This window comes from Streptomyces sp. CA-249302, assembly GCF_050936785.1.
Lineage (GTDB): Bacteria > Actinomycetota > Actinomycetes > Streptomycetales > Streptomycetaceae > Streptomyces.
In genome coordinates this window covers 9,770,417-9,795,839 of the sequence record NZ_JBNJMG010000001.1, presented here as the reverse complement: position 1 = coordinate 9,795,839, position 25,423 = coordinate 9,770,417, and the positions used below count along the sequence as shown (strand labels likewise).

Here is a 25,423-nt window from a genome sequence, read left to right as displayed (position 1 = left end):
GTGCCGCGCATGGGAACCGTGACCACCACGCTGAGCGAGTCGGACTTCGCCGTCCCCATCGAGGACCGCTGGTTCGAGGACTACGTGCCGGGTGCCGTCTACGAGTACGGCAGCATCACGATGACCGAGGAGGACATCCTCCGGTTCGCCGGCGAGTTCGATCCGCAGAGCATCCACACCGATCCGCAGGCCGCGCGGCAGGGCCCCTTCGGCGGCCTGATCGCCAGCGGCTGGCACACCTGCGGCGTGATGATGCGGCTGTACGCCGACCACTACGTCAGCAAGGTGGCGAGCCTCGCCTCCCCCGGCATCGACGAACTGCGCTGGGTACGGCCGGTCCGCCCCGGTGACACCCTGTCGCTGCGGACCACCGTCCGCGAGGCCCGCCGCTCCCGCTCCAGGCCCGACCGCGGAGTCGTCCACACTGGAGTCGAGGTCCTCGCCCAGGACGGCGAACCGGTCCTGACAATGACCGCCGTCAACATCCTGCTCCGCCGCCCCGGCACGGCCCAGGACACCACCCCCCGCTAGCCGGGGTACTCGTCGGACGCCTGCCGGGAAGGGGGTCCGCGGATGAGCGCACTCACCGACTGGCTCTCCGAGCTGTCCGGGCCCGTGGTGTACCTCGTGGTCGTGGCCCTGGTCTTCGCCGAGGACGCGTTCTTCTTCGGGTTCGTCCTGCCCGGCGAGACCGCGGTGATCGTCGGCGGGGCGCTGGCCCGGCAGGGCGTCGTCGACCTGGTGTGGCTGTCGGTCGCCGTCGTCCTCGCGGCGATCGCCGGGGAGGGCGTCGGCTACGGGATCGGGCACCGCCTGGGCCCACGGCTGATCGGCGGCCGCCGACTGCGACGGCACGCCCGCCGCGTGGAGAAGGCCGGTGACCTCATTCGCCGGCGCGGTCCCACGGCCGTGTTCGTGGGCCGTTTCATCGCCTTCGTCCGCTCCTTCGTCCCGGCGATGGCGGGCGCCGCTGCCATGCCGTACCGCCGCTTCCTGCTCTACAACGCACTCGGCGGTCTGCTCTGGGGCATCGGCAACGCCGTCCTCGGCTATGCCGCGGGCGCCGCCTACGAACGCGCCGCGGGCCTCGTCGGCCAGACCCTCGCGCTGGTCGTGGCAGTACTCCTCGTCGTCGCCCTCGTCGTCTGGCGCGTTCGCCGCCACCGCGACCAGAATTCATGACCGCATTCCGGTGGAGTTGCCGGTCCCCGGGTTGCGTGAAAACCTGAGAGGAGTTATCCGGATGCCCCGGATCGGAGGTTTCTCATGCGCCTCGGTCCATTCACCGGCATAGTGGCCGTCGTTCTGATCGTCATTTCCTTCGCGCTGGGCGGCTCGACTCCGGACATCGGGGATCCCGGTCCGAAGGTCAAGCTGTACTACCACCAGCACGACACCCGGCTCGCCGTAGCGCTGTATCTGCTGATACTGGCCGGCGCGCTCCTGGTGTTCTTCGCGGGCAGTCTCCGGCACAGCCTCGCCGAGGTGGACTTCCACGGCTGGCTGCCCCAGGTCGCCTTCGCCGGCGGCATTCTCTCGGCCGTGGGGTTCTGGACCGCCTCCAGCCTGTCGCTCGCCCTGATCGACGCTTCCGACAAACGCCAGGTCGGCGGCGAAGCGTTCAACGCGATGAATGCCATCAGCGAGGACTTCTTCATTCCCTTCGTCGCCGGAATCGGCATCATGCTGATCGCCGCCGGTCTGGGCACGGCCCGCTCCGGAATTCCGTTGCCGCGCTGGCTCGGCTGGGCCGGAATCGTCATCGGGGTGGCCGTGTTCATTCCGTGGGTGGGGTTCTTCGCCTTCCTCGTCGCCGGGCTCTGGATCATCGCGGCCGCCCTGTACCTGGCCCGCGGACCCGCCGCCGCGACGCCGCGGAAACGTCAGGAACAGGCCCAACCGGTCTGACCGGAAGGGGCGGCCACCAGATCGCCGACGCCCTGGTGACCGCCCCGCTTCGGACCCCCGTCAGCCCGCCGACCGGAACAGCGCGAACTCCGCGAGGTGTACGGCCGCCCGGGCCGCCGTCACCCGCAGCCGCCACCGGCGCGCCCGCACCGGGCTGTCGAGCAGCAGGATGCGGCTGGCGCCGATCGTGCCCGCCGTCGCGACCTGACTCCAGGCACCGCCCACGAAGGCCTCCACCACGAGCCCCTCGACCTGCTGGCCGTGCCGGATGTCCTCGGCGAGCCGGATCCGGTCCACCTCGCGAGCCGCGGCCAGCTCGACGGTCCGGGTACCGGCCGACTCCGTGACGCGGGCGCCGCGGGCGAGGTCGGCCGGCAGTTCACGCTCGATCCGCTCCCGGAACTCGCGCAGCCGGGTGACGTCGGTGCCGTGCAGCAGGCCGTCCGTGTCCGGCGGCACGTTCAGCAGCAGCACCGAGTTGCGGCCGACCGAGCCGAAGTAGATCTCCGTCAACTGGTCGACGGACTTGGGCAGTTGGTCCGCATGGTAGAACCAGCCGTCCCGGATCGACACATCGCACTCCGCGGGCCACCACTGGAGGTAGTCGGTCTTCGGCTGGGCGGCGACGAGCGCGGTCCGGCTGCCCTCGTCGGGTGTGTCGTAGGACAGCGCCCAGTCGGTACGGCCGTACTGGTTCTCCTTGACCGGGAGGACGCTCCACTCGTCCTCCCGCGCGGTGCCGCCCTCGTTGCCGACCCAGCGGACGTCCGGGCCGGTGACGGCGATCGCCGCGTCCGGGGCCAGGGAGCGCACGAGCGTGTACCAGCTGTCCCAGTCGTACTGCTCCACCTTGTCCGGCGGGATGTGGCCCTGGGCGCCGTCGAACCACACCTCGTCGACGGGCCCGTACTCGGTGAGCACCTCGTACAGCGTGTTGAGCATGTGAGCGCCGTAGTCGGTGGCGTCCAGCGTGTAGAAGCCGACCGGGCTGCGGTCGTCGCCGTCCACCAGCGTGGGGATGGTGTGCGAGGCGCGTGCGCTGCCGTTGGCGTACACGCCGTGCAGATACTGGTTCTCGTCGGCGGGTGAGATGTAGACGCCGACCTTGATGCCGTGGGCGCGCATCGAGTCGGCGAAGGAGCGCAGGACGTCGCCGTGGCCGTCCCGCCAACTGCTCGACGCCACCGAGTGGTTGGTGTACCGGGAGGGGTAGAGGACGAAACCGTCGTGGTGCTTGACGGTGAGGATGGCGAGCTTGAAGCCGCCGTCGAGCAGGGCGCGCGCCCACTGGTCGGTGTCGAGGCCGGTGGGCTGGAAGACGTTCGGGTCCTCGTCGCCGGTGCCCCATTCGAGGCCGGTGAAGGTGTTGACCCCGAAGTGCAGGAAGGCCGTCCGCCCGAGCTCCTGCCAGGCGATCTGCCGTGCGGTGGGCCGCACTTGGGAGGCCTTGCGGACGAGTTCCTCGGGGGTGTCGTCGGGGCTCACGGGGATCAGTGAGCGGTCGTCGGCCGGGCGAGGGGTGCCGGATGCGGCCGCGGCCGGGAACCCGGTCGAGGCGAGCGCGGAGACCGTCGCGGCGGCCGACGCGACGAAGAGGCGTCTGGAGAGTGCCATGGCTGTGCTTCCTCGGGTCAGTGGGCGGTCAGATGCCACACGGCGGGGGTGTCCCGGTCCGGCGGGTACTGCACGAGCCGGCCGTCGTCGGTCACGTTCACCGCCATCTGCGTGATGGCGTTGACGAGGCGATAGCCGCCCTCGGTCGGCTCCAACTGCCAGCGCTGCAAGGTGCTCGAGCTGTCGCAGGCGGCCCGGTCGAGCTCGACGCCGGGCTGGAGCGGCACGTTGAGCGTGAGCTTCCCGCCGGTCACCTCCAGACAGCCGTCGGAGGTCTTCAGGGCGGCGTACCCGTCGGCAGTACGGCTCACCGAGGCGTCGAAGGAGACTCCACCGGCCTGGAAGGTGTACGTCCCCTGCGCCACCGGGAGTTGTGTGAGGTCCCGCCATCCGGGTGCGTGACCGACGGCCGTGCCGCGCGCGGTGAACTCGGCGTAGGTGGCGTCCGGATGCGGATCGCCCCAGGTCGCCTGGGCGATGTGCCGCAGGGCGGGCCAGAGTTCGACGGCGACCTCGTTCTCGGTCTCACCGCGCCCGTTGTCGGGCCAGAGGCTGATCTTCGCGCCGGTGATGCCCTTGCTGGACGCCACTTTCTCGCCGTCGAAGCTGCGCGGGTCCCAGCTCTGGTCGTACAGCGACCCGGTGTCGGAGTGGAAGCCGCCGCGGATGAGGTAGAGGGAGTAGGCGGCGTTCATCAACGGGTAGCCCTGGGCGATGAGTTGGCTGGGTTTCACCGCCACGTTCAGCCAGTGCTCGACGGTCGTCCCCGCGGCCACCGGCACGGTGTTGGCGCCGGTCAGCCCGTCGTTCCAGATGCGCAGCTTCTTCCCCTTGCCCGCCGCGTAGGCCTGCACCCGGTTGATGAAGTCGACGTAGGCGTCCTGCGGGGTGGCGTTCGCGCCGTACTTCTCCTGGGCGTACTTGAGCATCTGCGGGTACTTGGAGTAGTCGGAGCCGAGCATGTACTCGTCGGCGCCCATGTGCCAGGACTTCGCGGTGAAGACCTGCGCGTACTCGTCCATCAGGCTGGTGTAGTAGTCGAACGCGGCCTGCTGGGTGACGTCGAGCCGGGCCGTCTGCTTGTTGCCGTCGGAGTCGGTCAGCTGGAGGTCCGGGCGGTTCTCGATCCAGGGGTCCATGTGGCCCGGGGAGTTGATCTCCGGGATGATCTCGACGTGGTACTTGTCGCCGAGCGCGACGAGTCGCCGTATCTCGTCCTTGGTGTAGTAGCCCCAGGTGTCGGCCTCGGGGTGGGCGTCGCTCTTCACCTTCAGCTCGACCAGCAGCTGGTTGAGTTTGTTGTACGCCATCTCCCGGACCAGGTTCTCCAGCCAGGGCAGCGTGATGTGGATGTAGCAGGCGCACACCCCGACGCCCCGCTCCTTGTAGCGCGGCACGTCGACCGTGCGCCCGGCGGGGATCCGGTCACCTTGCGCGAGCAGTTGGAGGACTGTCCGGGTGCCGTAGAAGGCGCCGGTCTCGGTGGCGCCGGTCACCGACAGCCGCTTGCCGGAGTCGAGTTGGTAGCCCTCGGCGCCCAGGGAACCACGGGACGCCTGTACGTCGATCACGACGTCCCCGTTGCGGGCCGGACCGCCGACGACCGGTACGGTCCCGTGCCCCGCGGCCCGCAGGTCCCCGGCGAGGGTGTCGGCGACCCGCCGCTCGGCGGCGGTGTCGGCGACAAGACGGGCCCCCTTGCCGTACACATAACTACCCTGCGCCGCCGTCCAGTTGGCCAGCGCAGGCACCGTCACCGGCGCCACGGCCGCCTGCTGCTCCTGCGCGACCGCCTGCACCGGCGCCACAAGCAAGGTCAGCGCCGCTGCGACACCCAGCAGCCGCAGGAGTCTCTTTCTCAGCTCACCCATGCCACTCCACCTTGAACACCCACACGTGCTGTCCCGTCTTCCGGGCTGTCTCGGGTACGTCGATCACCAGGGCTCCCTTGCTGACCGTCCAGGTCAGCGGCCGGTCGTGGCCGAGCAGCGTCACCTTGTCCCCGGCCCGCACGGGCACCGGCGCCTCGACGGTGAGCCTGGCCCCCGGCCGGCTCAGGGAGTGGATGTAGAAGGCCTCGTCCGGGCGGACCGTGAACCGCAGGTCGTCGCCGAGCTGAGCCATGCGCGACCAGTACGTGGTGTCGTAAATGGCCTCGCCGTTGACCTTGAGCCAGGCGCCCACCTGGCGCAGCCGCGTCTGCATCACCTCGGCGATGGTGCCGTCGGCGCGCGGGCCGATGTCGAGCAGGAAGTTGCCGTTCTTGGAGACGATGTCGACGAGGCTGTGCACGACCTCCTCGGCCGTCATGTAGGCGTCGTCCGGGGTCGCGCTGTTGTAGCCGTAGCTGAAGGGATCGAGCCCGCGACTGGACTCCCACTTCGCGACGACCGTGTTCTCGTACGTCGTGTACTCGGGCGTCGTGAAGTCGTGGAAGGCGATGCCGGAACGGTTGTTGACCGTCACGTCGACCGGACGGGCCCTGTTCTTCGCGTGGTTGAAGTACTCGGCGAGGACATGCAGGCTGTCGTTCACGCCGCCTATGTCGCACCAGATGATCTCCGGGTCGTAGCCGTGGACCAGTTCGAGCATCTGCGGGGCCTGATAGTCCCTCACATAGTCCTTGCCCGCGGTGTATCCGGTGTACGGGACCGGCTCCAGCGTGTACGGATTGCGCGGGGCGTGACCCATCCAGGGGTTGTCCGGGTTGAACCACTCGGGCATCGAGAAGTAGAGACCGCGGTGGAGTTCGGGCGCGTACCGCCTCGACGCCTCGAACAACTCCTTGACCAAGTCCCTTTTCGGGCCCAGCTTCACGGCGTTGCGGTCGGAGACCTTGGTGTCCCACAGCGCGAAGCCCTCGTGGTGCTTGGACGTCAGCACGTGGTACTCGGCACCCGCGTCCCGGAACAGCTCCACCCACGCCCGCGGATCGAACTTCTCGGCGGTGAAGCGCGGGATGAAGTCGTCGTACGCGAAGTCCGCGCCGTAGGTCTCCCGGTGGTAGGCGTACGTGGGGTTGTTCGGGTCCTGCATCTGGTCCCAGTACCACTCGGCGTACTGCTTGCCGACCGGCGCCCAGGCGGGCACCGAGTACACGCCCCAGTGGATGAAGATGCCGAACTTGGCGCTCTGGAACCAGTACGGCGCCTGATGGCCTGCCAACGACGCCTCGGTGGGCTGGTAGTCGGCGGTGCCGAGCGTCAACTCGCGTTTACTGGTGGCTACTTGACCACCCCGCCCGACGACGTTCACCGAACCGTCCCGCTCGGTGCCGGGAGCGGTGCCGGCGCGGTTGCGGATGCCGACCCGGACGCGCACCTGCTCGCCGGGGTCGAGGCGGCGGACGCGGGCGGGCTCGACGGTACGGGCGCCGGGGACGTCGACACGGACGGACACCTCGTCGCCGGCGAGGATCGCGACGGTACCCGCGTTGACGACGGTCGCCTCGACGCTCTGGGCGCCGGTGGCTTCGAGGAGAGAGCTCGTGGAGTGGGCGTCGCGCAGGGCCAATGCCCGTCCCTGGGCGGCGGGTTGGAGGGTGAGCGCGAAGACGTGCAGCGATGCCTTGCCCGCCTCCGCCGGGTTGGTGACCGGCAGCGTGATGGCGACCGCCTCGCGATGGGGGTCGGTCCACACCTCCGCGGTGCCGATCCCGACACTGTGCTCGTCCTTGGTGCCGTCCGGCTTGTAACGGTACGGCGCCGACAGCGACCCGCCCGCCGAGTACCAGTCGGCGCCGCCGAGGCCGGCGTTGGTGGTCGTACCGTCGGCGTAGTGGACGATGGCCTTGCCCGAGGCGTTGCCGTAGCTGCCCGCGGTGAGGAAGACGGCCGAGAGGTAGCGGCCCTGGGGCAGGTCGACGCGCTGGCCGAGCGCGACAACGTTGTTCTTCGCGCCCGCCGTCGAGGCCGGGAAGAGGAAGGGGACGCCGTCGACCTCGACGCGGCCCGCGGGGAGTTCCTCGCCCGGGAAGGTGTAGCCGGAGCCGTCGAAGTCACCGCCCCGGGTGGCCGCGGTGTCGATGCCGTCGTTGTCGTAGAGGCCGTCGATCGGGACGGGAAGCGGGTCGGGGACGGGGACCCATCTGGATGCGGGCTGTCCGCCGGACGGCTCGGCGGCGTGCGCCGCTTCCGCCGTGGCGAGGGGAAGGGCGGCAGCGGCGGCGACTCCCGCCGCGGCACCCAGGACCTGACGTCTTGGATACGGACTCATCCTCATGAGCGGCTCCCAATTCATCGGAGGTTTGATGATTGGGCGAGCTCAGAGGCCTGTCAATGGGGCACGATCGGACGGGAGTTGAGCGAGTGATCGGATGACCTGCGGGGCAGGGCGCGGTGGCCGACATGTCCCCCTCGAAAAGTCCAACAACAGCCGCCCGAATGTCCAAGAGCGGATGCTCTCGACGTGGGGCGCCTACCGGGGCAGAGTGCTGCTCGTAGTGACTTCGTACTGACGAGTAAGCCTCTGTTCCGCACCCCCGAGGAGCCCCCGTGACCAGCTGGGTCGGCCGGACCGCCGCCGAGATCGCCACCGCCGTACGCGAGAAGCGGGCCACGCCCCGGGAGGTGGTGGCCGAGCACCTCGACCGGATCGAGCGGCTCGACGGACGGGTCGGGGCGTTCCGGGCGGTGCGTGCGGAGGCGGCTCTCGCCGAGGCCGACGAGCTGGCCTCGCGCGGCGATCTGGCCGAGCTGCCGCTGGCCGGGGTGCCCGTGGCGGTCAAGGACAACCTCGCGGTGCGCGGCGAGTCGACCCGCGTCGGTTCGGCCGCGACGCCGGAGACGCCCGCCGCCGAGGACCATGTCACGGTGGCCCGGCTGCGGGCCGCGGGCGCGGTGGTCGTGGGGCTGACCAACGTGCCCGAGCTGTGTGTCTTCGGCACCACCGAGGGCGTGCACGGGAACGCCCGTAACCCGTGGGACCTGTCCCGCACGGCGGGCGGTTCGTCCGGCGGCAGCGCGGCCGCGGTGGCCGCCGGCATGGTGCCGATCGCGCTCGGCAACGACGGGATGGGCTCGCTGCGGATCCCGGCCGCCAACTGCGGCCTGGTGACCATCAAGCCGGGGCACGGGGTCGTGCCCGCGGGCATCGGCGACGGCGACTGGTTCGGCATGTCCGAGAACGGGCCGCTGGCGACGACGGTCGAGGACGCCCGGCTGCTGCTTTCGGTCCTGGCCGACGAGGACACCGAGGCGCTACGGCCGTCCGAGCCCGGGATGCGCAGGATCGCCGTCTCGGTGCGCAGCCCCCTGTTCGGCGTCACCATCGGCAAGCCGTACGCGACGGCGGCCCGCGACGCCGCAGGCGTCCTGATCAAGGCCGGCCACCAGGTCCGCCGAGCGGACCCGCCGTATCCCGCCTCGCTGAGCACGACCTCCCTCATGCACTGGACGGCGGGCACGGCCGTCGACGCACAGGGCCTGGACCCACGCCTGCTGACCCGGCGCACCCGCGTCCACGCCGCCATCGGCCGCCGCTTCGTGAACCGCGTCCGCACCAGTGACAGCAGGGACCGTCTGCGCAGCCGTATGGAAGACTTCTTCGCTTCGTACGACGTCCTGCTCACGCCCGCGCTCGCGCGCCGCTCCCCCGCGTCGGTGGACTGGCACGAGCGGGGCTGGCTGCGCAACATCCTGATCAACACGAACTACTCGCCGCTGACCCCGCCGTGGAACCTCACCGGCTGGCCGGCGATGGCCGTACCCTTCGGAAGCCTGCCGTCCGGCGCCCCGACCGCCGTGCAGCTGGTGGGCCGGCCGGGCTCGGAGGAGCTGCTGCTGGAGCTGGCGGGGCAGCTGGAGAAGCTGCACCCGTGGCAGCGGACGGCTCCGCTGGACGAGGGCTGACGGCGGCGGGGGCCGCGGAAGAAATAGGGCTGAAGCGCGGCCCCTCCCCGTGCTGTCATGGACGGCATGATGTCCACCGACCGACTGCTCGCCTTCGCGGCGCTGTCCTTCCTGCTGATCGTGATACCCGGCCCGAGTGTTCTGTTCGTGATCGGCCGGGCGCTCGCGCAGGGCCGCCGGGCTGCGCTCATGACCGTGGTGGGCAACACTCTCGGCGCCTATCTGCTGGTGATGGCCGTTGCCGTCGGGATCGGGTCGGTCGTCGAGCGCTCGGTCCTCGTCTATACGGTGCTCAAGCTGGCCGGCGCCGGCTATCTGGTGTACCTCGGCGTCAAGGCATGGCGGGAACGCGGCTCGCTGCGCGCCGTGTTCACGGGTGACGCGGTGGGCCACAGCCCGCTGCGGACCTTCTGGGAGGGGTTCGCGGTCGGCGTCACCAACCCCAAGACGATCGTGTTCTTCGCGGCCGTACTGCCGCAGTTCGTCGACCGGGACCGGGGCCATGTGACTCTTCAGATGCTGCTGCTCGGCCTGGTCTTCAACGCGATAGCGATCGCCTCGGACAGCGTGTGGGGCCTCGCCGCCTCCACCGCCCGCGACTGGTTCGCCCGCTCCCCGCACAGGTTGTCGCTGGTCGGCGGGGTGGGCGGCCTGACCATGATCGGGCTGGGCGTGACCGTGGCGGTGACGGGCCGCAAGGACTAGGCCCTGCCGGCCGGAGCGCCGTCGGCCGCGTCCGGCGAGCGCAGCAGCCGTAGGAACGCCTTCACGCCCGCGATGATCTCCTGGTCGTCGGTGAGGCGGTTCACCGTGGCCTCGAACTCCCTGCCCAGCGCGGCGATCCTGCGGTCCGCCTCCTCGGCCCGCTCGTACGTGCTCATGGCCAGGGCGTCCACCGTGCGGCGCAGTTCACCGAGGGCCCGGTACTGCTCCTCCGCCTTGTCCTCCAGGACCCGTGTCCCGGCCTCGGTGCGGTCCAGCCGGGAGTGCAGCTCGACGACGTCGTCACGGGGATACGTGACGTCCTTGAGGAGGGTGCCCAGGCGTCGGCGGAGCTGGGCGAAGTAGGCGCCGGCCGGGCGGAAGAAGGTGCTCAGCAGGAAGAACGCGGCGAACCAGTAGCCCGTGAACTCGCCCGTCGCCCAGGTGACCGCGAAGACCAGCGCGGCCGTCAGGACGTGCCCCGCGACCGCGACCCGGAGCATCATGCGGGCGATGCGGGCGGCCTCGGCGTCCCGGGCGGTGGAGACCTCGATGCCCTTCTCCCGGCTCACCGCGATCTCGGCGAGCACCGCGTGCGCGCGGAAGTACAGGTTCCAGGGCAGCGTGAGCAGGAGCGTCAGCCACAGCAGGCTCAGCACGCCCGCCCCGACGGCGAACACCACCGCGGTCGACGCCCCCGCCACATACGCGAGCACCAGTGCCGCGGCCGCCGCCACGACGGCCGCCACCGCCCCGAGGAACCTGCCCATGACCCGCCCCCGTCCCTACGCCGACACGGTCCATCGTCCCCGGCCGGGCGCGGGTCGGCATGAGTAGGCGTACTCAGGGCAGCGCGCGGTACATCACGTGCAGCCCCACCGGCCCGTGCCGTGGATGGTCGAAGGCCTCGGGGACGGTGCCCAGGATCGTGAACCCCAGTGACAGCCACAGCTTCAGCGCCGGGTTGGTCTCCACGACCGCGTTGAACACCATCCCGCGATAGCCGTCGGCCCCGGCCGCGGCCAGGACGTGTTCGGCGAGGGCGCGGCCGAAGCCCCGACCGGCGTGGTCCGGGTCGACCATGAAGCCCGCGTTGGCGATCCGGGCGGCGGGCCCGCCGTAGTTGGGGGTGACGAAGGCGGAGGCGACCACCGTGCCGGCCTCGTCCTCGACGACGTAGACGCGCTTGGCCGGGCTCATCCACAGGGACCGGGCCGCCTCCTCGGAGGTGTCCCGGTCCCAGGTGTAGGTCTCACCGGCGGCGACGATGCGGTGCCAGAAAGGCCAGATCCGCGGCCAGTCCTCGGCCGCGGCTTCTCTGATCTGCATGGGCGTGAGTCTGGCACGCCCATGCACGGGCGATCGCGAAGATCCTGCGTGGGCTGCGTCAGTCGATGCTGGGCAGGATGTGGGGCTCGGCGAGGTCGTCCTCGTAGCCCGCCAGACGGATGGGGGCCGCGTGGGCCCAGACTTCCAGGCTGCCGAGCTCGTCCGACCGTCGGCCGGGGCGCTCCGTGCGTTCCTTGGGGCGCTGTTCGCGATTCGTCGTCTCTGGTGTCACCGCGCACTCCTTATGTGTCGGGTCACCCTCGGGGCGTGCCGGCCACTCTGCGGTCCGGCGCCTGACGCCCACTCGGGTATCAGTCGAAAGCAGTTCGGACGCGGTGGCGCCGGTAACTCGTGTAGAGCAGACCGGTTGTGGACCGGCTTGCCCCGGGACGGACGTGGGTGTGGGTGGGACCCGGTGGTACTGTCCGTCCGCTCCAGATTAACCAAATGAGCGGGCCTCCGCTCTATGGGGCTGGTAAATCAAAGTTACTGTCTCAAGTCGCCCCGTTTCATCCCTGTCTCCTGTCACTCGTTCGGGCTAGAGGCGTGCCGAACGGCAACGCCCGTTCCACTCTGGGTTCGAGGACCTGTGCGGGAGGGGGATGTCATGGCGTCCGTCACCTTCGAGAAGGTCACCCGGCGCTTCGCGTCGGTCGACCGGCCGGCCGTGGACTCGCTCGACCTCGACATCGAGGACGGCGAGTTCATGGTGCTGCTGGGACCTTCCGGCTGCGGAAAGTCCACCTGTCTTCGTCTGCTCGCCGGACTCGAGGAGGTCGACTCGGGGTCGATCCACATCGGCGTCCGGGACGTCACCCATCTTCCGCCGCGGGACCGGGACGTGGCGATGGTGTTCCAGAACTACGCGCTGTACCCGCATTTGTCGGCTGCCGACAACATCGGCTTCGCACTGAGGATCGCCCGCATGCCCCGGCAACGGGCCCGGCAGCGGGTGCGGTTCGCTGCCTCCGTACTGGACATCGAGGACTATCTGGGGCGAAGGCCCAGGTCGCTGTCGGGCGGCGAGCAGCAGCGGGTGGCGACGGGGCGGGCGCTGGTGCGGGATCCCCGGGCGTATCTGATGGACGAGCCGTTGTCGAACCTCGACGCCCGCCTCCGGGTGGAGACCCGTACGCAGATCGTCCGGATGCAGCACCACCTCGGCATCACCACGGTGTACGTGACACACGACCAGATCGAGGCGATGGCGATGGGCGACCGCCTCGCCGTGCTCAGGGACGGCGTGCTGCAGCAGGTGGGCCGGCCGAGGGAGCTGTTCGCGCACCCGGCCAACGTCTTCGTGGGCGGTTTCATCGGCTCGCCCGCGATGAACCTTTTCCGGCTGCCGCTGTCCGCCGACGGAGCCCGCCTCGGCAGCCTGGACGTCCGGCTCCCCCGGGGCACGCTCCGGGCCGCCACGGCCGAGCGCTCCGAGGAGATCGTGCTCGGCGTCCGGCCCGAGCAGTTCCGGGTACTCCCGCCGGAGGACCGTACGACTCCCGCCCTGGACCTGGTGGTCGAGGCGGTCGAGGACACCGGAGCGGTCGTCTACGTCCACGCGACCGCGCGCTCCGGCGAGGGACTCGGCGACATGGTCGTCCGCCTCCCCGGACGCCCCACGCACACCAAGGGCGCACCCCTGCGCGTCACGGTCCGCGCCGAGGACACGCACTGCTTCTCGGCCGTGACGGGCCTGCGCCTCGAACATCCCTGACTCCACGACCATCACGCACCGCACCGAAGTGGCCACGCAGTTCAGGTCCCGTTGGCCGAATCGAAAGCCGGCCATGATCTGCTGGCGGACGGCAACGGCTCGTCCGGCGGAAGGACTGGCGCATGGAGCTGCGCAGTGTCGAAGAGCTGATGGATCTGCTGTACGCCTGCCGGCATCAGCACGCGCTGCGCACCGCCGCGCTGCTGCGGCGAAGTCGCCCCGCCGACAAGGAACTCCAGGTGGCGGGCCTGGTGCACGACATCGGGCAGCTGATCTCCCCGGGCGACGAGTCCCGCCGGGCCGAACGCGCGGCCGAGGCGGTACGGCCCCTGCTCGGCGAGCGCGTCTACCGCCTCGTACGCCGGCACGGCTCGGCCGCCGACGACGACCTGCTGCGCCTGCGACTCGCGGACGAGGAGAGCCTGACGGCGGGCTTCGACGCCGGCGTCCTGGAGGACTGGCGCACGGTGCTGGAACTCGTCGCCGCCCGGAACTCCCGTCTCGGGGCTGTCGACTGACGGACCGTCATGAGACGGTACGGCGATGACGCCGACGTACGGACTGGACGGGAGGGCCGCCGTCGTCACCGGGGCGACCCGCGGGATCGGGCGGGCGGTGGCCGGGCGGCTGGCCGCGGCCGGGGCGCTGGTGTGCGTGACCGCGCGGGACGCGGACGAGGTGCGGAGCACGGCCGCGGAGCTGGGCGGTATCGGTGTCAGCGGCAGTGTCGGGGATCCGGATCACCTGCGGCACGTCACGGAGTCGGTCCTGCACGAGTTCGGCCGGATCGACGTCGTGGTCAACAACGCGGCGACCAACCAGCCGTACGGGCCGCTCATGGAGGTCGATCCGGAGGCGTGGCGGGAGGCGTTCACGGTGAACGTCGAGGCACCGCTGCGGCTCGTGCAGTGCGCGTGGCGGGCCTGGATGCGGGAGCACGGCGGCTCGGTCGTCAACATCTGCACGGAAGGGGCTGCCCATGTCGGGCCGAATGTGGGGGCTTACGGCACCAGCAAAGCGGCGCTGATCCATCTCACCCAGCAGCTCGCGGGTGAACTCGCGCCCAAGGTGCGGGTGAACTCCGTGTCACCCGGGCTGGTGCGCACCGAGATGGCGCGGTTCGTGTGGGAGGCGGGCGAGGAGCAGCTGGCCGCCGGGCTGCCGCTCGGGCGGATCGGGGAGCCGGACGACGTCGCGCGGGCCGTGGTGTGGCTGGCCTCGGACGCGGCGGAGTGGATCACCGGCGCGGATCTGCTGGTGGACGGTGGCACACGCGTCAGGACGGCGCACTCCGCGCGTGAGTACGCCGTCCACGACCGCCTTCGCTCATACGCACCACCTCCCTGACGCGGGTGGCTGTGGCTCCCTCACGGGAACAGTGCGATCCCCACGAGGATCAGCAGGATGATGCCGACGACGAGCGCGACCGTGGCCCACGTGCCGCGGTGCTTCACCGGACTCGTGTCCCCGCCGCCGCGCGGCCGGTCCTCCGGCAGGACGGCGTGGTCGGGGCGGTCGCTGCCGTAGAACTCGGAGTCGGTCGGGTAGCGATTGCGCGGGTCGTGCTGCGCTCGCGGATCGATGCCGTGTGGACTGCTCATGGTCACACTCCCCGGCGCGGTACTCACCAGGGTCCGGGTTCCCGACCGGCGCCGGGACACACACGTCAGGACAGGTGGATCACCACTTGCCGGGCGCGTAGTCCTTCAGGAAGACGCCGTACAGGTCCTCGCCCTGCTCGCCGCGCACAATCGGATCGTAAACCCGGGCGGCCCCGTCTACCAGGTCGAGCGGGGCGTGGAAGCCCTCGTCGGCCAGCCGCAGCTTGTCGTAGTGCGGGCGCTCGTCGGTGATCCAGCCGGTGTCGACCGAGGTCATGAGGATGCCGTCGGTCTGGAACATCTCCTGGGCGCTGGTCCGGGTGACCATGTTCATGGCGGCCTTGGCGGCGTTGGTGTTCGGGTGCCCCGCGCCCTTGTAGCCGCGGCCGAAGACGCCCTCCATCGCGGAGACGTTCACGACGTACCCCCGCTTGCTGGACGCCTTCCTCGCCGCGGCGGCCATGACCGGGCGCAGGGCGCTGATCAGGATGAACGGGGAGGTGTAGTTGCACAGCTGGGTCTCAAGGAGCTCCACCGGGGAGATCTGGTCGATGGTCTGGACCCAGGTGTTGGTGTCGACGACGTCGGGGACCAGGCCGCCCGCGTCGATGGCGGTGCCGTCGAGGTGCCGGGCGATGCTGGCGTTGCCCGCGACCAGGGCGAGGTCGGCGACCTTCTGGGCGTCGAGGCCGCTGGTGCCCAGGGGCAGCGCGGCGAGGCCGTCGACGGCGCCGGAGTTGAAGGCGCCGATGACGTGGTGGCTGGGGAGCTCACCGGCGGGCAGCGGGGCGCTCTCGCCGTCGACCAGGGCCGCGTAGGCGGCGGGCAGCCGCCGTACCGTCTGGGTGGCGTTGTTGATCAGGATGTCCAGCGGGCCCGCCGCGGCGACCTGCTCGGCGAGGGCCACGGCCTGGGCCGGGTCGCGCAGGTCGATGCCGACGACCTCCAGGCGGTGGATCCAGTCCGCGGAGTCGTCCATGGCCTTGAAGCGGCGGATGGCGTCCTTGGGGAACCGTGTGGTGATCGTGGTGTGGGCGCCGTCGCGCAGCAGGCGGAGCGCGATGTACATGCCGATCTTGGCGCGGCCGCCGGTGAGCAGGGCGCGCTTGCCGGTGAGGTCGGCCCGGACGTCGCGCTTGTCGCGGTTGAGGCGGGCGCAGTCGGGACAGAGCTGGTGGTAGAAGTAGTCGACTTCCACGTACCGGGTCTTGCAGGTGTAGCAGGAGCGCGGGCGCTGGAGTATCCCCGCGATCCGGCCCTCCTCGGTGGCCGACGACGGCAGCAGGCCCTCGGTCTCGTCGTCGATGCGCTGGGCGGAGCCGGTCGCGGTGGCCTCCGTGACCGCCTTGTCGTGGGCGGTCTTGGCGGCCCGGCGCTCCTGACGGCGGCGCTGCTTGACCGTGCGGTAGACGCCGGCGGTGGCCCGGCGCACGGCGATCGCGTCCGGGTGGTCGACGTCCAGCTTGTCGAGCTCTTCGAGCACGCTCAGGCAGACGGCAAGCCGCTCCGGGTCGATACCGGGCCCGTACACGACCTCTTCCTCTGTCACCGTCATCGCGCTGCCGTTTCCCTGATCACCCGAGCGGCGCTCCGATCGCACCCGCTGTCGAAGAGCGAATTTTACGGAGCGCTTGCCCGGTCCTCCAAACTCGCCTTGATCAGGAACCGCAGGCGGTGATCAGGGTCTCGACCTCCGCGGCCAGCGCGGCAGCCAGTCGGTCCAGGTCCGGTACGGCCTTGGCGTCGGCGACGAGGCCGTAGTGGACGTGTCCGCGGTACGTGGACACGGCGACCGCCAGGGCCTGCCCGCGGGCCAGCGGGGCGAGCGGATAGACCTCGGTGACCGGGTTGCCGCCGAGCTTCAGGCCGAGGCTGGGCAGCGGGACGCTGGTGACCAGGATGTCGAACCAGAGCCGGGCGGCCTGCCCCGCCAGCGGGCCGCCGAGCCGGTGGGCGAGCGGGGGCACGTGGTCGGCGAGCAGGGCGACGGCACCGGCGCCCCGGTTGGGGCCGGCGTCCTTGTTGCGGTCCATCGCCTCGCGGACCGTGTCGAGGCGGGCCAGCGGGTCGGGGTCGTTGACCGGGAGCCGTATCAGGTAGCCGGAGAGCCGGTTGCCCTGTGGGGTCGCGGTGCGCGGGCGGCGCTTGGAGACGGGGATCAGGGCGCGCGGGCGGACGCCCTCGCTGCCGTCGCCGCGCTCGTCCAGCCAGCGGCGCAGGGCGCCCGCGACGACCGCGATCAGGACGTCGTTGACGGTGCCGCCCTGGGACTTGCGGATCCGGTGCACGTCGTCGAGGTCGACGACCACTCCGGCGGTACGGCGGGTGCCGGTGGGCTCGGCGGCGAGCGCCGCCGAGGAGCGGACCCCCAGGCTGGACACGGCCAGGGAGGCGCCGATGTCGAGGGCGCGGCCGACGTCGGAGACGGCACCGCGGACCAGCCCCGGCAGCTTGCGGACGTCGGGCAGCAGGCCGCCCTTCGGCGCCTCGGGGCGGGGCTTGCGGGCCGGCAGGTCCATCGGGTCCAGGACTGCCGCGGCGAGGGTCAGCGCACGCAGCCCGTCGGCCAGGGCGTGGTGGAACTTGAACAGCACCGCGAAGGAGACCCCGTCCTCCCCCGGCAGCACATGCGCCTCCCACGGCGGCCGGCCGCGCTCCAGCGGGCGCTCCATGAGTCGGCCCGCGTCCGCGTGGAAGTCGGCCGTCGGGGCGTGCAGCCGGACATGGTGCAGCGGGTCGAAGTCGGGGTCGGACTCCCGGGTGGCGCCGCCGAAGGCGAGCGGCCGGAAGCAGAACGGCTGCCACACGTCCCGGATCCGCATCCGCAGCCCGGGGACCCCGGCGGCGCGGGCCGCCAGCAGGTCGGCCGCATGGGCGCCCGCGGTGGGCGTGTGGGCCGAGAAGACGCCGAGTGCGCCGAGGTGCATGGGGTGTTCGGCGGACTCGATGTTCCAGAACGCCAGGTCGAGAGGAGCGAGCAGGTCAGAAGTCAATGGCTTGCCTCGCGTCGACGACGGGTGAGCAAGCAGTCAACCGCCCTCGCGCGATTACGGTCAAGTACGATCAAGCTACGCACAGTTAACGGCAGGTTAAGTCCCGCCCCTTTCGGAAGGGGCGGGACTCGGTGCGACTCATGGGGCTCAAGTGATCACTTCAGTGCGGGCGGCGCCGCCTGCGGTGACGTACCCCACTCCGACGGGCGCGGGCCGACCGTGAAGGCGAGCGAGCGCAGGCCGCGCAGATCGCCCGTCGTCAGGTAGGTCCGGTCGTACGCCGACCCGTCCGTGCGCGCCGACCGGATGTACCGGTCGGTGGCGGAGGTGCCGGGTGCGGTGATGGTCAGGGCGCCGCGCGGGTAGTACCGGCGGTCCAGGGTCAGGTCGACCCGGTCGAAGACCGGCGTGGACAGGCCCCAGGTGTCGTAGCCCGGCTGCACCGGGAAGATCCCGATGGACGACAGCACGTTCCAGGCGGACATGGTGCCCAGGTCGTCGTTGCCGGTCATGCCGGTCGGGGTGTCCGTGAAGAGGGTCAGCGCCGCGTGCACGACGTCGGTGGTCTTCCAGGGCTGTCCGGTCGAGAGGTAGGTGTACGGGGCGATCAGGTCGGGCTCGTTCTGCGGGTTGTACTTGTCGGCGTTGTAGTAGTCGTACGGCCCGTTGACCCACACCTCGCGGGCCGTCTTCGCGGGGTCGGCCAGCAGCTGGTCGTAGGCGAAGAACGAGTCCAGCCGGTCGTTCGCGGCCTGCTCGCCGCCGATCAGGCCGACCATGCCCTTCAGGTCCTGCGGCACCAGCCACTGGTACTGCCAGGACGTGCCCTCGTGGAAGCCCTCGCTCTGCGCCGGGTCGGCCGGTCCGGTGAAGGCGCCGGAGGCGTCCCTGGCGCGGAAGAAGCCGGTCGAGGGGTCGAAGATGTTCCGGTAGCTCTGCGCGCGGGCCGCATAGCGTGCGGCGTCGGAGTCGTGCCCGAGGTCCCGGGCCATCTGCGCGAGCATCGCGTCGGAGAGGGCGTACTCCAGGGTGGCCGAGGCCCCGTGGTCGTAGTCCGAGTCGCCCGGCTTCACATGCGGACGGCCCTTGATGTACGGCGCGAACCCCTCCGCGACGTACTCCTTGTTCGCCTCGCGCCCCACGGCCGGCGAGTCGGCCGGCGGCACCCCGTCGGCGTTCCGCTTCAGCGCCCGGTAGGCCCGCTCCTCGTACCCCTTGAGCAGCCCCTGCTGGTAGGCGTTGGTGAGGAAGGGCGTCACCGGGTCGCCGGTCATGATGTTCGTCTCGACCGTGCCGTAGCCCCACTTGGGCAGCCAGCCGCTCTCCTCGGAGATCCTGACGACCGAGATCGCCATGTCCCGGGCCTCACGCGGCGCGAGCAGGGACAGGAGCTGGGACTGGGTGCGGTAGGTGTCCCAGAGGGACCAGTTCTGGTAGTAGGTGAAACCGTCGGTCCGGTGGATCTCCTGGTCCCAGCCGGTGTAGCGGCCGTCGGCGTCGCTGCCGATGTTGGGCGCCAGGAAGGACCGGTAGAGGGAGGAGTAGAAGGTCCGCCGCAGGCTGTCGCTGCCGCCCTGCGCACGCACGTCGTCGAGCCGGTCCTCCCAGGCCTGCCGCGCCTTGTGGTGTACGGCGTCGAAGGAACGGCCGCCCTCCGCACGGAGGTTGACCGAGGCGCCGCGCGCGTCGACGTACGAGAGGGCGGTGGTCGCCTCGACGGTGCGGTCCTCGGTCGTGTCGAAGCGGACGTAGGCGCCGCCGGCTCCGGTCTTCGAGCCCGCGGTGACGGTCGAGCCGTCCCAGGTGCCGTAGGCGGTGAAGGGCCGGTCGAAGCGGGTGACGGTGTAGACAGTGTAGGGCTTGGTGTCCTGGCAGAAGCCGCGGCCGGTGATGGCGGTGCGCACGGTGCGGTTGTCGAGGACCTCGACCTTCGAGGAGACCCCGGTGTGCAGCGACTGGGCCGCGTTCAGCAGGACGTTGGCCTTGTCGGTGGCGGGGAAGGTGTAGCGCTGGACGCCGGTGCGGGCGGTCGCCGTGAGCTCCGCCTCGATGCCGGTCTTCAGGCCGACCCGGTAGTAGCCGGGGCTCGCCGCCTCGTCGTCGTGGCTGAACTCGGCCTCGTACTTGGCGTAGTCCGTCTGTGTCACGTCACCGGTGGTCGGCAGCACGGGCAGGTCGCCGCCGAGACCGCAGCCGACGCCGGACAGGTGGACCAGCGAGAAGCCGCGGATGTGGTTCTGGGAGTAGTCGTAGCCGGTGTTGTGGCCGGTGTCCGGCGACAGCTGCACCATGCCGAAGGGCACGGCGGCGCCGGGGTAGGTGTTGCCCTCGTTCTCGGTGCCGATGAACGGGTTGACCAGATCGGTGAGTCGACCGTCCTTCGGCTGGGTGGCCTGTGCGGTCGCGGGTGCGGCGAACAGCGCGGATGCCGCCACCACCCCCGCCGTGCACAGGCGCAGGCGCCGGGTCCATCTCATGCGGGAAGACCTCCGGTTGGGGTTCGGATGGTTCAGGTGGTGGTCGGGCACCCTGCGGGAACCGCCTGGGAAGCGTCGCGGATCAGGGCCTGCTGCGCGGCCCGCACACGCTGGGCGTCCGGCTTGAGCACCCGCCGGTCGTACGTCAGGAGGCCGTTCAGCTCACCCTCGACGTCCGAGATCTGGGTGTAGACGGCGCCGTTGCTCCCCTTGCAGGCCAGGGCGCGCACCTCGGCGAGCTTCGTGAGGTAGTCGTCGGTGTAGGCCGCCGGGTCGACGTCGACGTACGACTGCTGCACGGACCAGGCGTGTCCCGGTACCGCGAGGCCCAGGCCGCCGTACTCGCCGCTGACCAGGGCGCGTCGCCCGTCGGGGTGCGGGGGCAGGGCGGGGCTGGGGTAGCCGTGCTCGTCCATGATGTCGCCGGTGCCGCCGTCGGCCCCGAGGTTGAGCCCGGACATGGAGTCGACCGGTCGGGTCGGATCCCAGGCCTTCGCCTGGTCGGCGATGCGGGCCATGTCGTACTGGCCCCAGCCCTCGTTGAAGGTGACCCACATGACGACCGACGGGCTGCTGATGTGCTCGTCGATCATCTGCTTCATCTCGCGCTCGTACTCGGCCCGGGCGGCGGTGCCCGGATCGACCCCGGCGGTCATCGCGGGCATGTCCTGCCACACCATGAGGCCGAGCCGGTCGGCCCAGTAGAACCAGCGGTCGGGCTCGACCTTGATGTGCTTGCGCACGGCGTTGAAGCCGAGCTCCTTGTGCACCTTCAGGTCGTACGCGAGAGCCTCGTCGGTCGGCGCCGTGTACAGGCCGTCCGGCCAGAAGCCCTGGTCGAGGGTGGCCATCATGAAGACGGGCTTGCCGTTGAGGACCGTGCGCGGGACGCCGTTCACCTTCTCGACGGCGATCGAGCGCATCCCGAAGTAGCTGCCGACACGGTCGGCGCCGAGAGTGACCTTCAGGTCGTAGAGGAAGGGGTCGTCGGGCGACCACAGGCGGGGGTGGGCGATGGTCAGGGTGAGCGGGCCGCCGGTGCGGCCACGGGCCGTGGCGACCTCGCGCTTTCCGTCGTACGCCGTCGCCGTGATCGGTACGCCGTCGCGAACTCCCTTCGCCTCGACGGCGAGTTGGCTCTTCGCGACATCGGGGGTGAGCTTCAGGGAGTCGACGTGGTCGGGGGCCACCGGTTCCATCCACACCGTCTGCCAGATGCCCGAGGTCGGTGTGTACCAGATGCCGCTGGGGTCGAGGCGCTGCTTGCCGAGGGGCGGGTTCTCGCCGTCGGCCGCGTCGGTGGGGTCGTACACGCCGACGATCAGTTCCTGGGTACGGCCCGGTTTCAGCGCGTCGGTGATGTCGGCGCTGAACTTGTCGTAGCCGCCTTGGTGTTCGGTGACTTTCGTGCCGTTGACGTACACCTCCGAACGCCAGTCGACGGCGCCGAAGTTGAGGCGCAGCCGCTTGCCGGAGCCGATATTCCAGTCGGCCGGGACGGTGAAGGTGCGGCGTACCACATGCGGTCCTCGTGCCGTTCGAGGCCGGAGAGCTGGGACTCGACCGGGTACGGGACGAGGATGCGCTCGGCGAGGGTCCTGCCGACCGGGGGCCGCTCGCCCGCCGTGGCCGCCGCGAACTGCCAACGGCCGTTCAGGTTGCGCCAGTCGGTGCGGGTGAGCTGGGGGCGGGGGTACTCCGGGAGGGCGTTGTCCGGGCCCACCTGGTCGGCCCACTTGGTGCGAAGCTCGTGGGTGGAGCGGTTGGGGCCGCTGCTCCAGAACGCTGTGACAACGTTGCCTTCGACGCCGGCAAGGCCGCCGTTTCCGTCGTAGCGGACGTCGGCGGTGCCGCGGGCGGTGCCGGTCTTGTTGCCGACGACGGGTTCCTTCAGCGTGATGAGAAGAGCCCTGGAGTCGCGCGGGTCCAACTGGGCGCTCCGCAAAGGCCACTTGGCGCCGCCGATCACCGCTTCGAGGTGGTTGGTGAGGCCGGCCGGGGGTGCGGTGAGGGGCTGGGCGAAGTCGAGTTTCAGGGTGCGGCCGGTACCGAGGACGGTCGTGGCGATGGCGCCGTCGTAGTGCCAGCCGTCGGGCAGGCGGAACGCGGACTGCGGGACGGGCACCTTGGTGCCGCCGGGCTCGGTCCAGCGCAGGTGGAGGTTGGAGCCGCCGTAGTGCTCGAAGTACTCGACCTTGATGTCGTAGGCCTGTCCGGCGGTCAACTCGACAGGGTCGCCGGTCTGTTCGCGGTCCCAGTCGTCGACCCAGTGGTCGATGACGAGCTTCCCGCCGACCCACAGGCGGAAGCCGTTGTCTCCGATGATCGAGAAGGTGTGCGGGCCGGTCTCCTCCGGCACGATCCTGCCGGTCCACCGGACGCTGACGTCGTCGGACTGCCCGGTGGCGAAGGTGAGGCGGGGCTCGAGGTTGTCGAAGTCGAGGTTCGGGTCGAGGCCTGTGGCCTTGAGCTGGTCGAAGTCGAAGGCGCCCGGGGCGGACTGGGTGTAGTACTCGCCCTTCAGGCCGTGGACCACGGGGTCATCGGCGGGGTCGGCGGCGGCGTTCGCGGTGGAGCCGGCGGTGAGTGCGGCGACGCCCAGCGCCACCACGAGCAGTAACGCGAGCCGGTCTCTGAGGCGTTTCAGGTGCACGGAACCTCCCATAACAACGTTGTCATGGACAGCAGTTGGCATGACAACACGGATTCCGCTTTGCGTCCAGGGACATGACAAAGCCCCGGCGGCCGGAGCACGCCGGGGCCGTCGGTCGGCCGTCAGGACACGATCTGTCCCTTCCCCAGCGCGATCACCCCGCCCTTGGAGACGGTGTACAGCTCGGCGTCCCGTTCCGGGTTGACGCCTATCGTGGCGCCCGGGGGCACCTCGACGTTCTTGTCCAGCACCGCTCCCCGCACCACCGCGCCCCGCCCGATCTTGACGTTGTCGTGCAGGATCGAGCCCTGGACCACGGCGCCCGGGTCGATCAGCACGCCCGGCGACAGGATCGAGCGGGTGACCTGGCCGCGGATCAGGCAGCCCGCGCTGATGATCGACTCGCTGGCCATGCCGCCCGCGTTGAAGCGGGCCGGGGAGAGCTGGTTGGAGTGGGTGTAGATGGGCCACTGGCGGTTGTAGAGGTTGAAGGCGGGGCGCTCGGCGATCAGGTCCATGTGGGCGTCGTAGTAGGCGTCCAGGGTGCCCACGTCCCGCCAGTAGCCGCGGTCGCGGTTGGTCTCGCCGGGCACGTGGTTGGCGCTGAAGTCGTAGAGCTGGGCCTCACCGCGGTCGGTGAGCTGGGGCAGGATCGAGCCGCCCATGTCGTGCACGGAGTTCTCGTCCTCGGCGTCCCGTTGCAGGGCCTCGATCAGGGCCTTGGTGGTGAAGACGTAGTTGCCCATCGAGGCGAAGACGCACTCCGGGTCGTCGACCAGACCGGGCGGGTCGGCCGGCTTCTCCAGGAAACGCTCGACCGTCAGGCCGTCCGAGCCCGGCGTGATCACACCGAACTGCGAGGACTCCGAGCGCGGGACGCGGATGCCCGCCACCGTCACGCCCGCGCCGCTCTCGATGTGCTGGGTGAGCATCTGGCGCGGATCCATGCGGTACACGTGGTCGGCGCCGAACACGACGACGTACTCGGGACTCTCGTCGTGCACCAGGTTCAGCGACTGGAGAATCGCGTCGGCGCTGCCCAGGTACCAGCGCTTGCCGAGCCGCTGCTGGGCCGGGACCGGGGTGACGTAGTTGCCGAGCAGGCTGGACATCCGCCAGGTGGTGGTGATGTGCCGGTCCAGCGAGTGCGACTTGTACTGCGTGAGCACGCAGATGCGCAGGATGTCGCCGTTGACGAGGTTGGACAGGACGAAGTCGACGAGGCGGTAGGTACCGCCGAAGGTGACCGCTGGTTTGGCGCGGTCCGTCGTCAGGGGCATCAGGCGCTTGCCTTCTCCGCCCGCCAGTACGATCCCGAGCACCGAAGGTCCGCCACGACGCATGGCCGCTCCCCTCACCGTGGTTGATCCATGCCTGCCCCTGCCCAGGGCGGTGTAAGCCTGTTCGAGGAACTCCCTGCCGTTCTATTCCTGTTTGAGGATCTCCTCGTAAAGACGGACCGTACGGCGGGCGACGGCATCCCAGCCGAATTCCCCCACCGCCCGCTCCCGCCCCGCCTCGCCCATTCGCCGCGCGGTCTCCGGATCGCCGATCACCGCGTCCAGCGCCCGCGCGAGCCCGGCCTCGAAGTCGTCGTCCACGTCGACCAGCAGACCCGTCTTGCCGTCGTCGACGACCTCGGGGATGCCGCCGACCCGGGAGGCCACCACGGGCGTGCCGCAGGCCATCGCCTCCAGGTTGACGATGCCGAGGGGTTCGTACACCGAGGGGCAGACGAAGGCGGCCGCGTGGGTGAGGAGTTGGATCACCTCGGGGCGCGGCAGCATCTGCGGGATCCAGTGCACGCCCTCGCGGACGCCGCTCAGCTCCTGGTAGAGGTCGCGGAACTCCCGGTCGATCTCCGGGGTGTCGGGCGCACCCGCGCACAGCACGACCTGCGCGGCCGGGTCGATGTCCCGTACGGCGCGCAGCAGATGCGGTACGCCCTTCTGCCGGGTGATGCGGCCCACGAACAGGATGTACGGGCGGTCGGTGTCCAGGCCGATCCGGCGCAGTACGTCCGTGCCGTGGTCGGGCCGGTAGAGCGTGGTGTCGATGCCGTTGTGCACGACCTGGACCTTGGCCGGGTCCAGCGTCGGGTAGCAGGTGAGGATGTCCTCGCGCATGGCCCCGGAGACGGCGATCACGGCGTCGGCGGTCTCGATCGCGGTGCGCTCGGCCCAGCTGGACAGGGCGTATCCACCGCCGAGTTGCTCGGCCTTCCAGGGGCGCAGCGGCTCCAGCGAGTGGGCGGTCATCACGTGCGGGATGCCGTACAGCATCTTCCCGAGGTGGCCGGCGAGGTTGGCGTACCAGGTGTGGGAGTGCACGAGTTCGCGGCCCTCGAGACCGGCGGCCATGGCGAGGTCCACGGAGAAGGTGCGCAGCGCGTCGTTGGCGGTGTCGAGGGCGGCCCAGGAGCGGTGGCGTACGACGCCCACTCCGCGGCCCTCGCCCCAGCAGTGCACCTCGAGGTCGACCAGGGAGCCCAACTCCCGGGCGAGGAACTCGACATGGACACCCGCGCCGCCGTACACATCCGGCGGGTACTCCCGGGTCAGCAGTCCCACTCGCACCCGCAAC

20 protein-coding genes and 1 pseudogene are annotated in these 25,423 nt (G+C 70.5%); 8 read left to right on the top strand and 13 right to left on the bottom strand.

Going from position 1 to position 25,423, the window contains the following annotated elements:
* Positions 1-9: 9 nt before the first annotated feature.
* The 3 genes from ACQEWB_RS44195 (at position 10) to ACQEWB_RS44185 (ending at position 1,908) form a co-directional block, all read left to right on the top strand.
* Positions 10-531, top strand: a complete 522-nt coding sequence (locus ACQEWB_RS44195; RefSeq protein ID WP_432841572.1) for a MaoC family dehydratase — start codon at positions 10-12, stop codon at positions 529-531.
* A 42-nt stretch (positions 532-573) separates the two neighbouring features.
* Positions 574-1,182 (top strand): DedA family protein, encoded by a 609-nt coding sequence (locus ACQEWB_RS44190; RefSeq protein ID WP_432841570.1) that lies wholly within the window; start codon positions 574-576, stop codon positions 1,180-1,182.
* Positions 1,183-1,266: 84 nt separating this feature from the next.
* On the top strand, positions 1,267-1,908 hold the full coding sequence (locus ACQEWB_RS44185) for a hypothetical protein (protein ID WP_432841568.1): 642 nt from the start codon (positions 1,267-1,269) through the stop codon (positions 1,906-1,908).
* A gap of 60 nt (positions 1,909-1,968) precedes the next feature.
* On the opposite strand, the gene ACQEWB_RS44180 is transcribed toward ACQEWB_RS44185, so the two are convergent.
* From ACQEWB_RS44180 to ACQEWB_RS44170, 3 genes are read right to left on the bottom strand one after another with little or no spacing between them, the layout of a single operon-like run.
* Positions 1,969-3,522, bottom strand: coding sequence for an alpha-L-fucosidase (locus ACQEWB_RS44180; protein ID WP_432841566.1), 1,554 nt, complete (start codon positions 3,520-3,522; stop codon positions 1,969-1,971).
* Positions 3,523-3,539: 17 nt separating this feature from the next.
* Positions 3,540-5,393, bottom strand: a complete 1,854-nt coding sequence (locus ACQEWB_RS44175; RefSeq protein ID WP_432841564.1) for a family 20 glycosylhydrolase — start codon at positions 5,391-5,393, stop codon at positions 3,540-3,542.
* Positions 5,386-7,737: an alpha-L-fucosidase gene (locus tag ACQEWB_RS44170; protein ID WP_432844333.1), complete on the bottom strand. Its 2,352-nt coding sequence runs from the start codon at positions 7,735-7,737 to the stop codon at positions 5,386-5,388. The genes ACQEWB_RS44175 and ACQEWB_RS44170 overlap by 8 nt, the downstream gene beginning before the upstream one ends.
* A 278-nt stretch (positions 7,738-8,015) precedes the next feature.
* Between ACQEWB_RS44170 and ACQEWB_RS44165 the strand changes: the two genes are divergently transcribed.
* Positions 8,016-9,371: an amidase gene (locus ACQEWB_RS44165; protein ID WP_432841562.1), complete on the top strand. Its 1,356-nt coding sequence runs from the start codon at positions 8,016-8,018 to the stop codon at positions 9,369-9,371.
* A gap of 66 nt (positions 9,372-9,437) precedes the next feature.
* On the top strand, positions 9,438-10,076 hold the full coding sequence (locus ACQEWB_RS44160) for a LysE family translocator (protein WP_432844331.1): 639 nt from the start codon (positions 9,438-9,440) through the stop codon (positions 10,074-10,076).
* Here the strand turns inward: ACQEWB_RS44160 and ACQEWB_RS44155 are convergent.
* The 3 genes from ACQEWB_RS44155 to ACQEWB_RS44145 form a co-directional block, all read right to left on the bottom strand.
* A complete protein-coding gene (locus ACQEWB_RS44155) occupies positions 10,073-10,843 on the bottom strand; it encodes a hypothetical protein (RefSeq protein ID WP_432841560.1) in 771 nt (256 codons plus the stop codon). The genes ACQEWB_RS44160 and ACQEWB_RS44155 overlap by 4 nt on opposite strands.
* 73 nt (positions 10,844-10,916) lie before the next feature.
* Positions 10,917-11,402, bottom strand: a complete 486-nt coding sequence (locus tag ACQEWB_RS44150) for an N-acetyltransferase family protein (protein ID WP_432841558.1) — start codon at positions 11,400-11,402, stop codon at positions 10,917-10,919.
* 58 nt (positions 11,403-11,460) lie between these two features.
* Positions 11,461-11,634 carry a hypothetical protein gene (locus ACQEWB_RS44145; protein ID WP_432841556.1) on the bottom strand — a complete coding sequence of 58 codons (174 nt, stop codon included), beginning with the start codon at positions 11,632-11,634 and terminating at the stop codon, positions 11,461-11,463.
* A 375-nt stretch (positions 11,635-12,009) separates the two neighbouring features.
* On the opposite strand from ACQEWB_RS44145, the gene ACQEWB_RS44140 reads away from it, so the two are divergent.
* From ACQEWB_RS44140 to ACQEWB_RS44130, 3 genes are all read left to right on the top strand, one after another.
* Positions 12,010-13,116 (top strand): ABC transporter ATP-binding protein, encoded by a 1,107-nt coding sequence (locus ACQEWB_RS44140; RefSeq protein WP_432841554.1) that lies wholly within the window; start codon positions 12,010-12,012, stop codon positions 13,114-13,116.
* 122 nt (positions 13,117-13,238) lie between these two features.
* Entirely contained in the window at positions 13,239-13,634 is a 396-nt protein-coding gene (locus ACQEWB_RS44135) for an HD domain-containing protein (protein WP_432841552.1), read from the top strand.
* A 25-nt stretch (positions 13,635-13,659) separates the two neighbouring features.
* Positions 13,660-14,463: an SDR family oxidoreductase gene (locus tag ACQEWB_RS44130; protein WP_432841550.1), complete on the top strand. Its 804-nt coding sequence runs from the start codon at positions 13,660-13,662 to the stop codon at positions 14,461-14,463.
* 20 nt (positions 14,464-14,483) lie between these two features.
* On the opposite strand, the gene ACQEWB_RS44125 is transcribed toward ACQEWB_RS44130, so the two are convergent.
* The 7 genes and pseudogenes from ACQEWB_RS44125 to glgA all read right to left on the bottom strand — a co-directional run bounded on the left by ACQEWB_RS44125 (position 14,484) and on the right by glgA (position 25,416).
* Positions 14,484-14,717, bottom strand: coding sequence for a hypothetical protein (locus ACQEWB_RS44125; RefSeq protein ID WP_432841548.1), 234 nt, complete (start codon positions 14,715-14,717; stop codon positions 14,484-14,486).
* 79 nt (positions 14,718-14,796) lie between these two features.
* A complete protein-coding gene (locus ACQEWB_RS44120; protein WP_432841546.1) occupies positions 14,797-16,272 on the bottom strand; it encodes an SDR family NAD(P)-dependent oxidoreductase in 1,476 nt (491 codons plus the stop codon).
* 103 nt (positions 16,273-16,375) lie between these two features.
* Complete coding sequence (locus ACQEWB_RS44115; RefSeq protein WP_432841544.1) at positions 16,376-17,710, bottom strand: wax ester/triacylglycerol synthase family O-acyltransferase; 1,335 nt, start codon at positions 17,708-17,710, stop codon at positions 16,376-16,378.
* Between the two features lie 155 nt (positions 17,711-17,865).
* Positions 17,866-20,187, bottom strand: coding sequence for a GH92 family glycosyl hydrolase (locus ACQEWB_RS44110; RefSeq protein WP_432841542.1), 2,322 nt, complete (start codon positions 20,185-20,187; stop codon positions 17,866-17,868).
* A 32-nt stretch (positions 20,188-20,219) separates the two neighbouring features.
* Positions 20,220-22,840, bottom strand: a pseudogene (locus tag ACQEWB_RS44105) (PA14 domain-containing protein).
* Positions 22,841-22,962: 122 nt separating this feature from the next.
* Positions 22,963-24,183, bottom strand: a complete 1,221-nt coding sequence (glgC, locus tag ACQEWB_RS44100; RefSeq protein WP_432841540.1) for a glucose-1-phosphate adenylyltransferase — start codon at positions 24,181-24,183, stop codon at positions 22,963-22,965.
* Between the two features lie 81 nt (positions 24,184-24,264).
* A complete protein-coding gene (gene glgA / locus ACQEWB_RS44095) occupies positions 24,265-25,416 on the bottom strand; it encodes a glycogen synthase (RefSeq protein WP_432841538.1) in 1,152 nt (383 codons plus the stop codon).
* Positions 25,417-25,423: the final 7 nt, after the last annotated feature.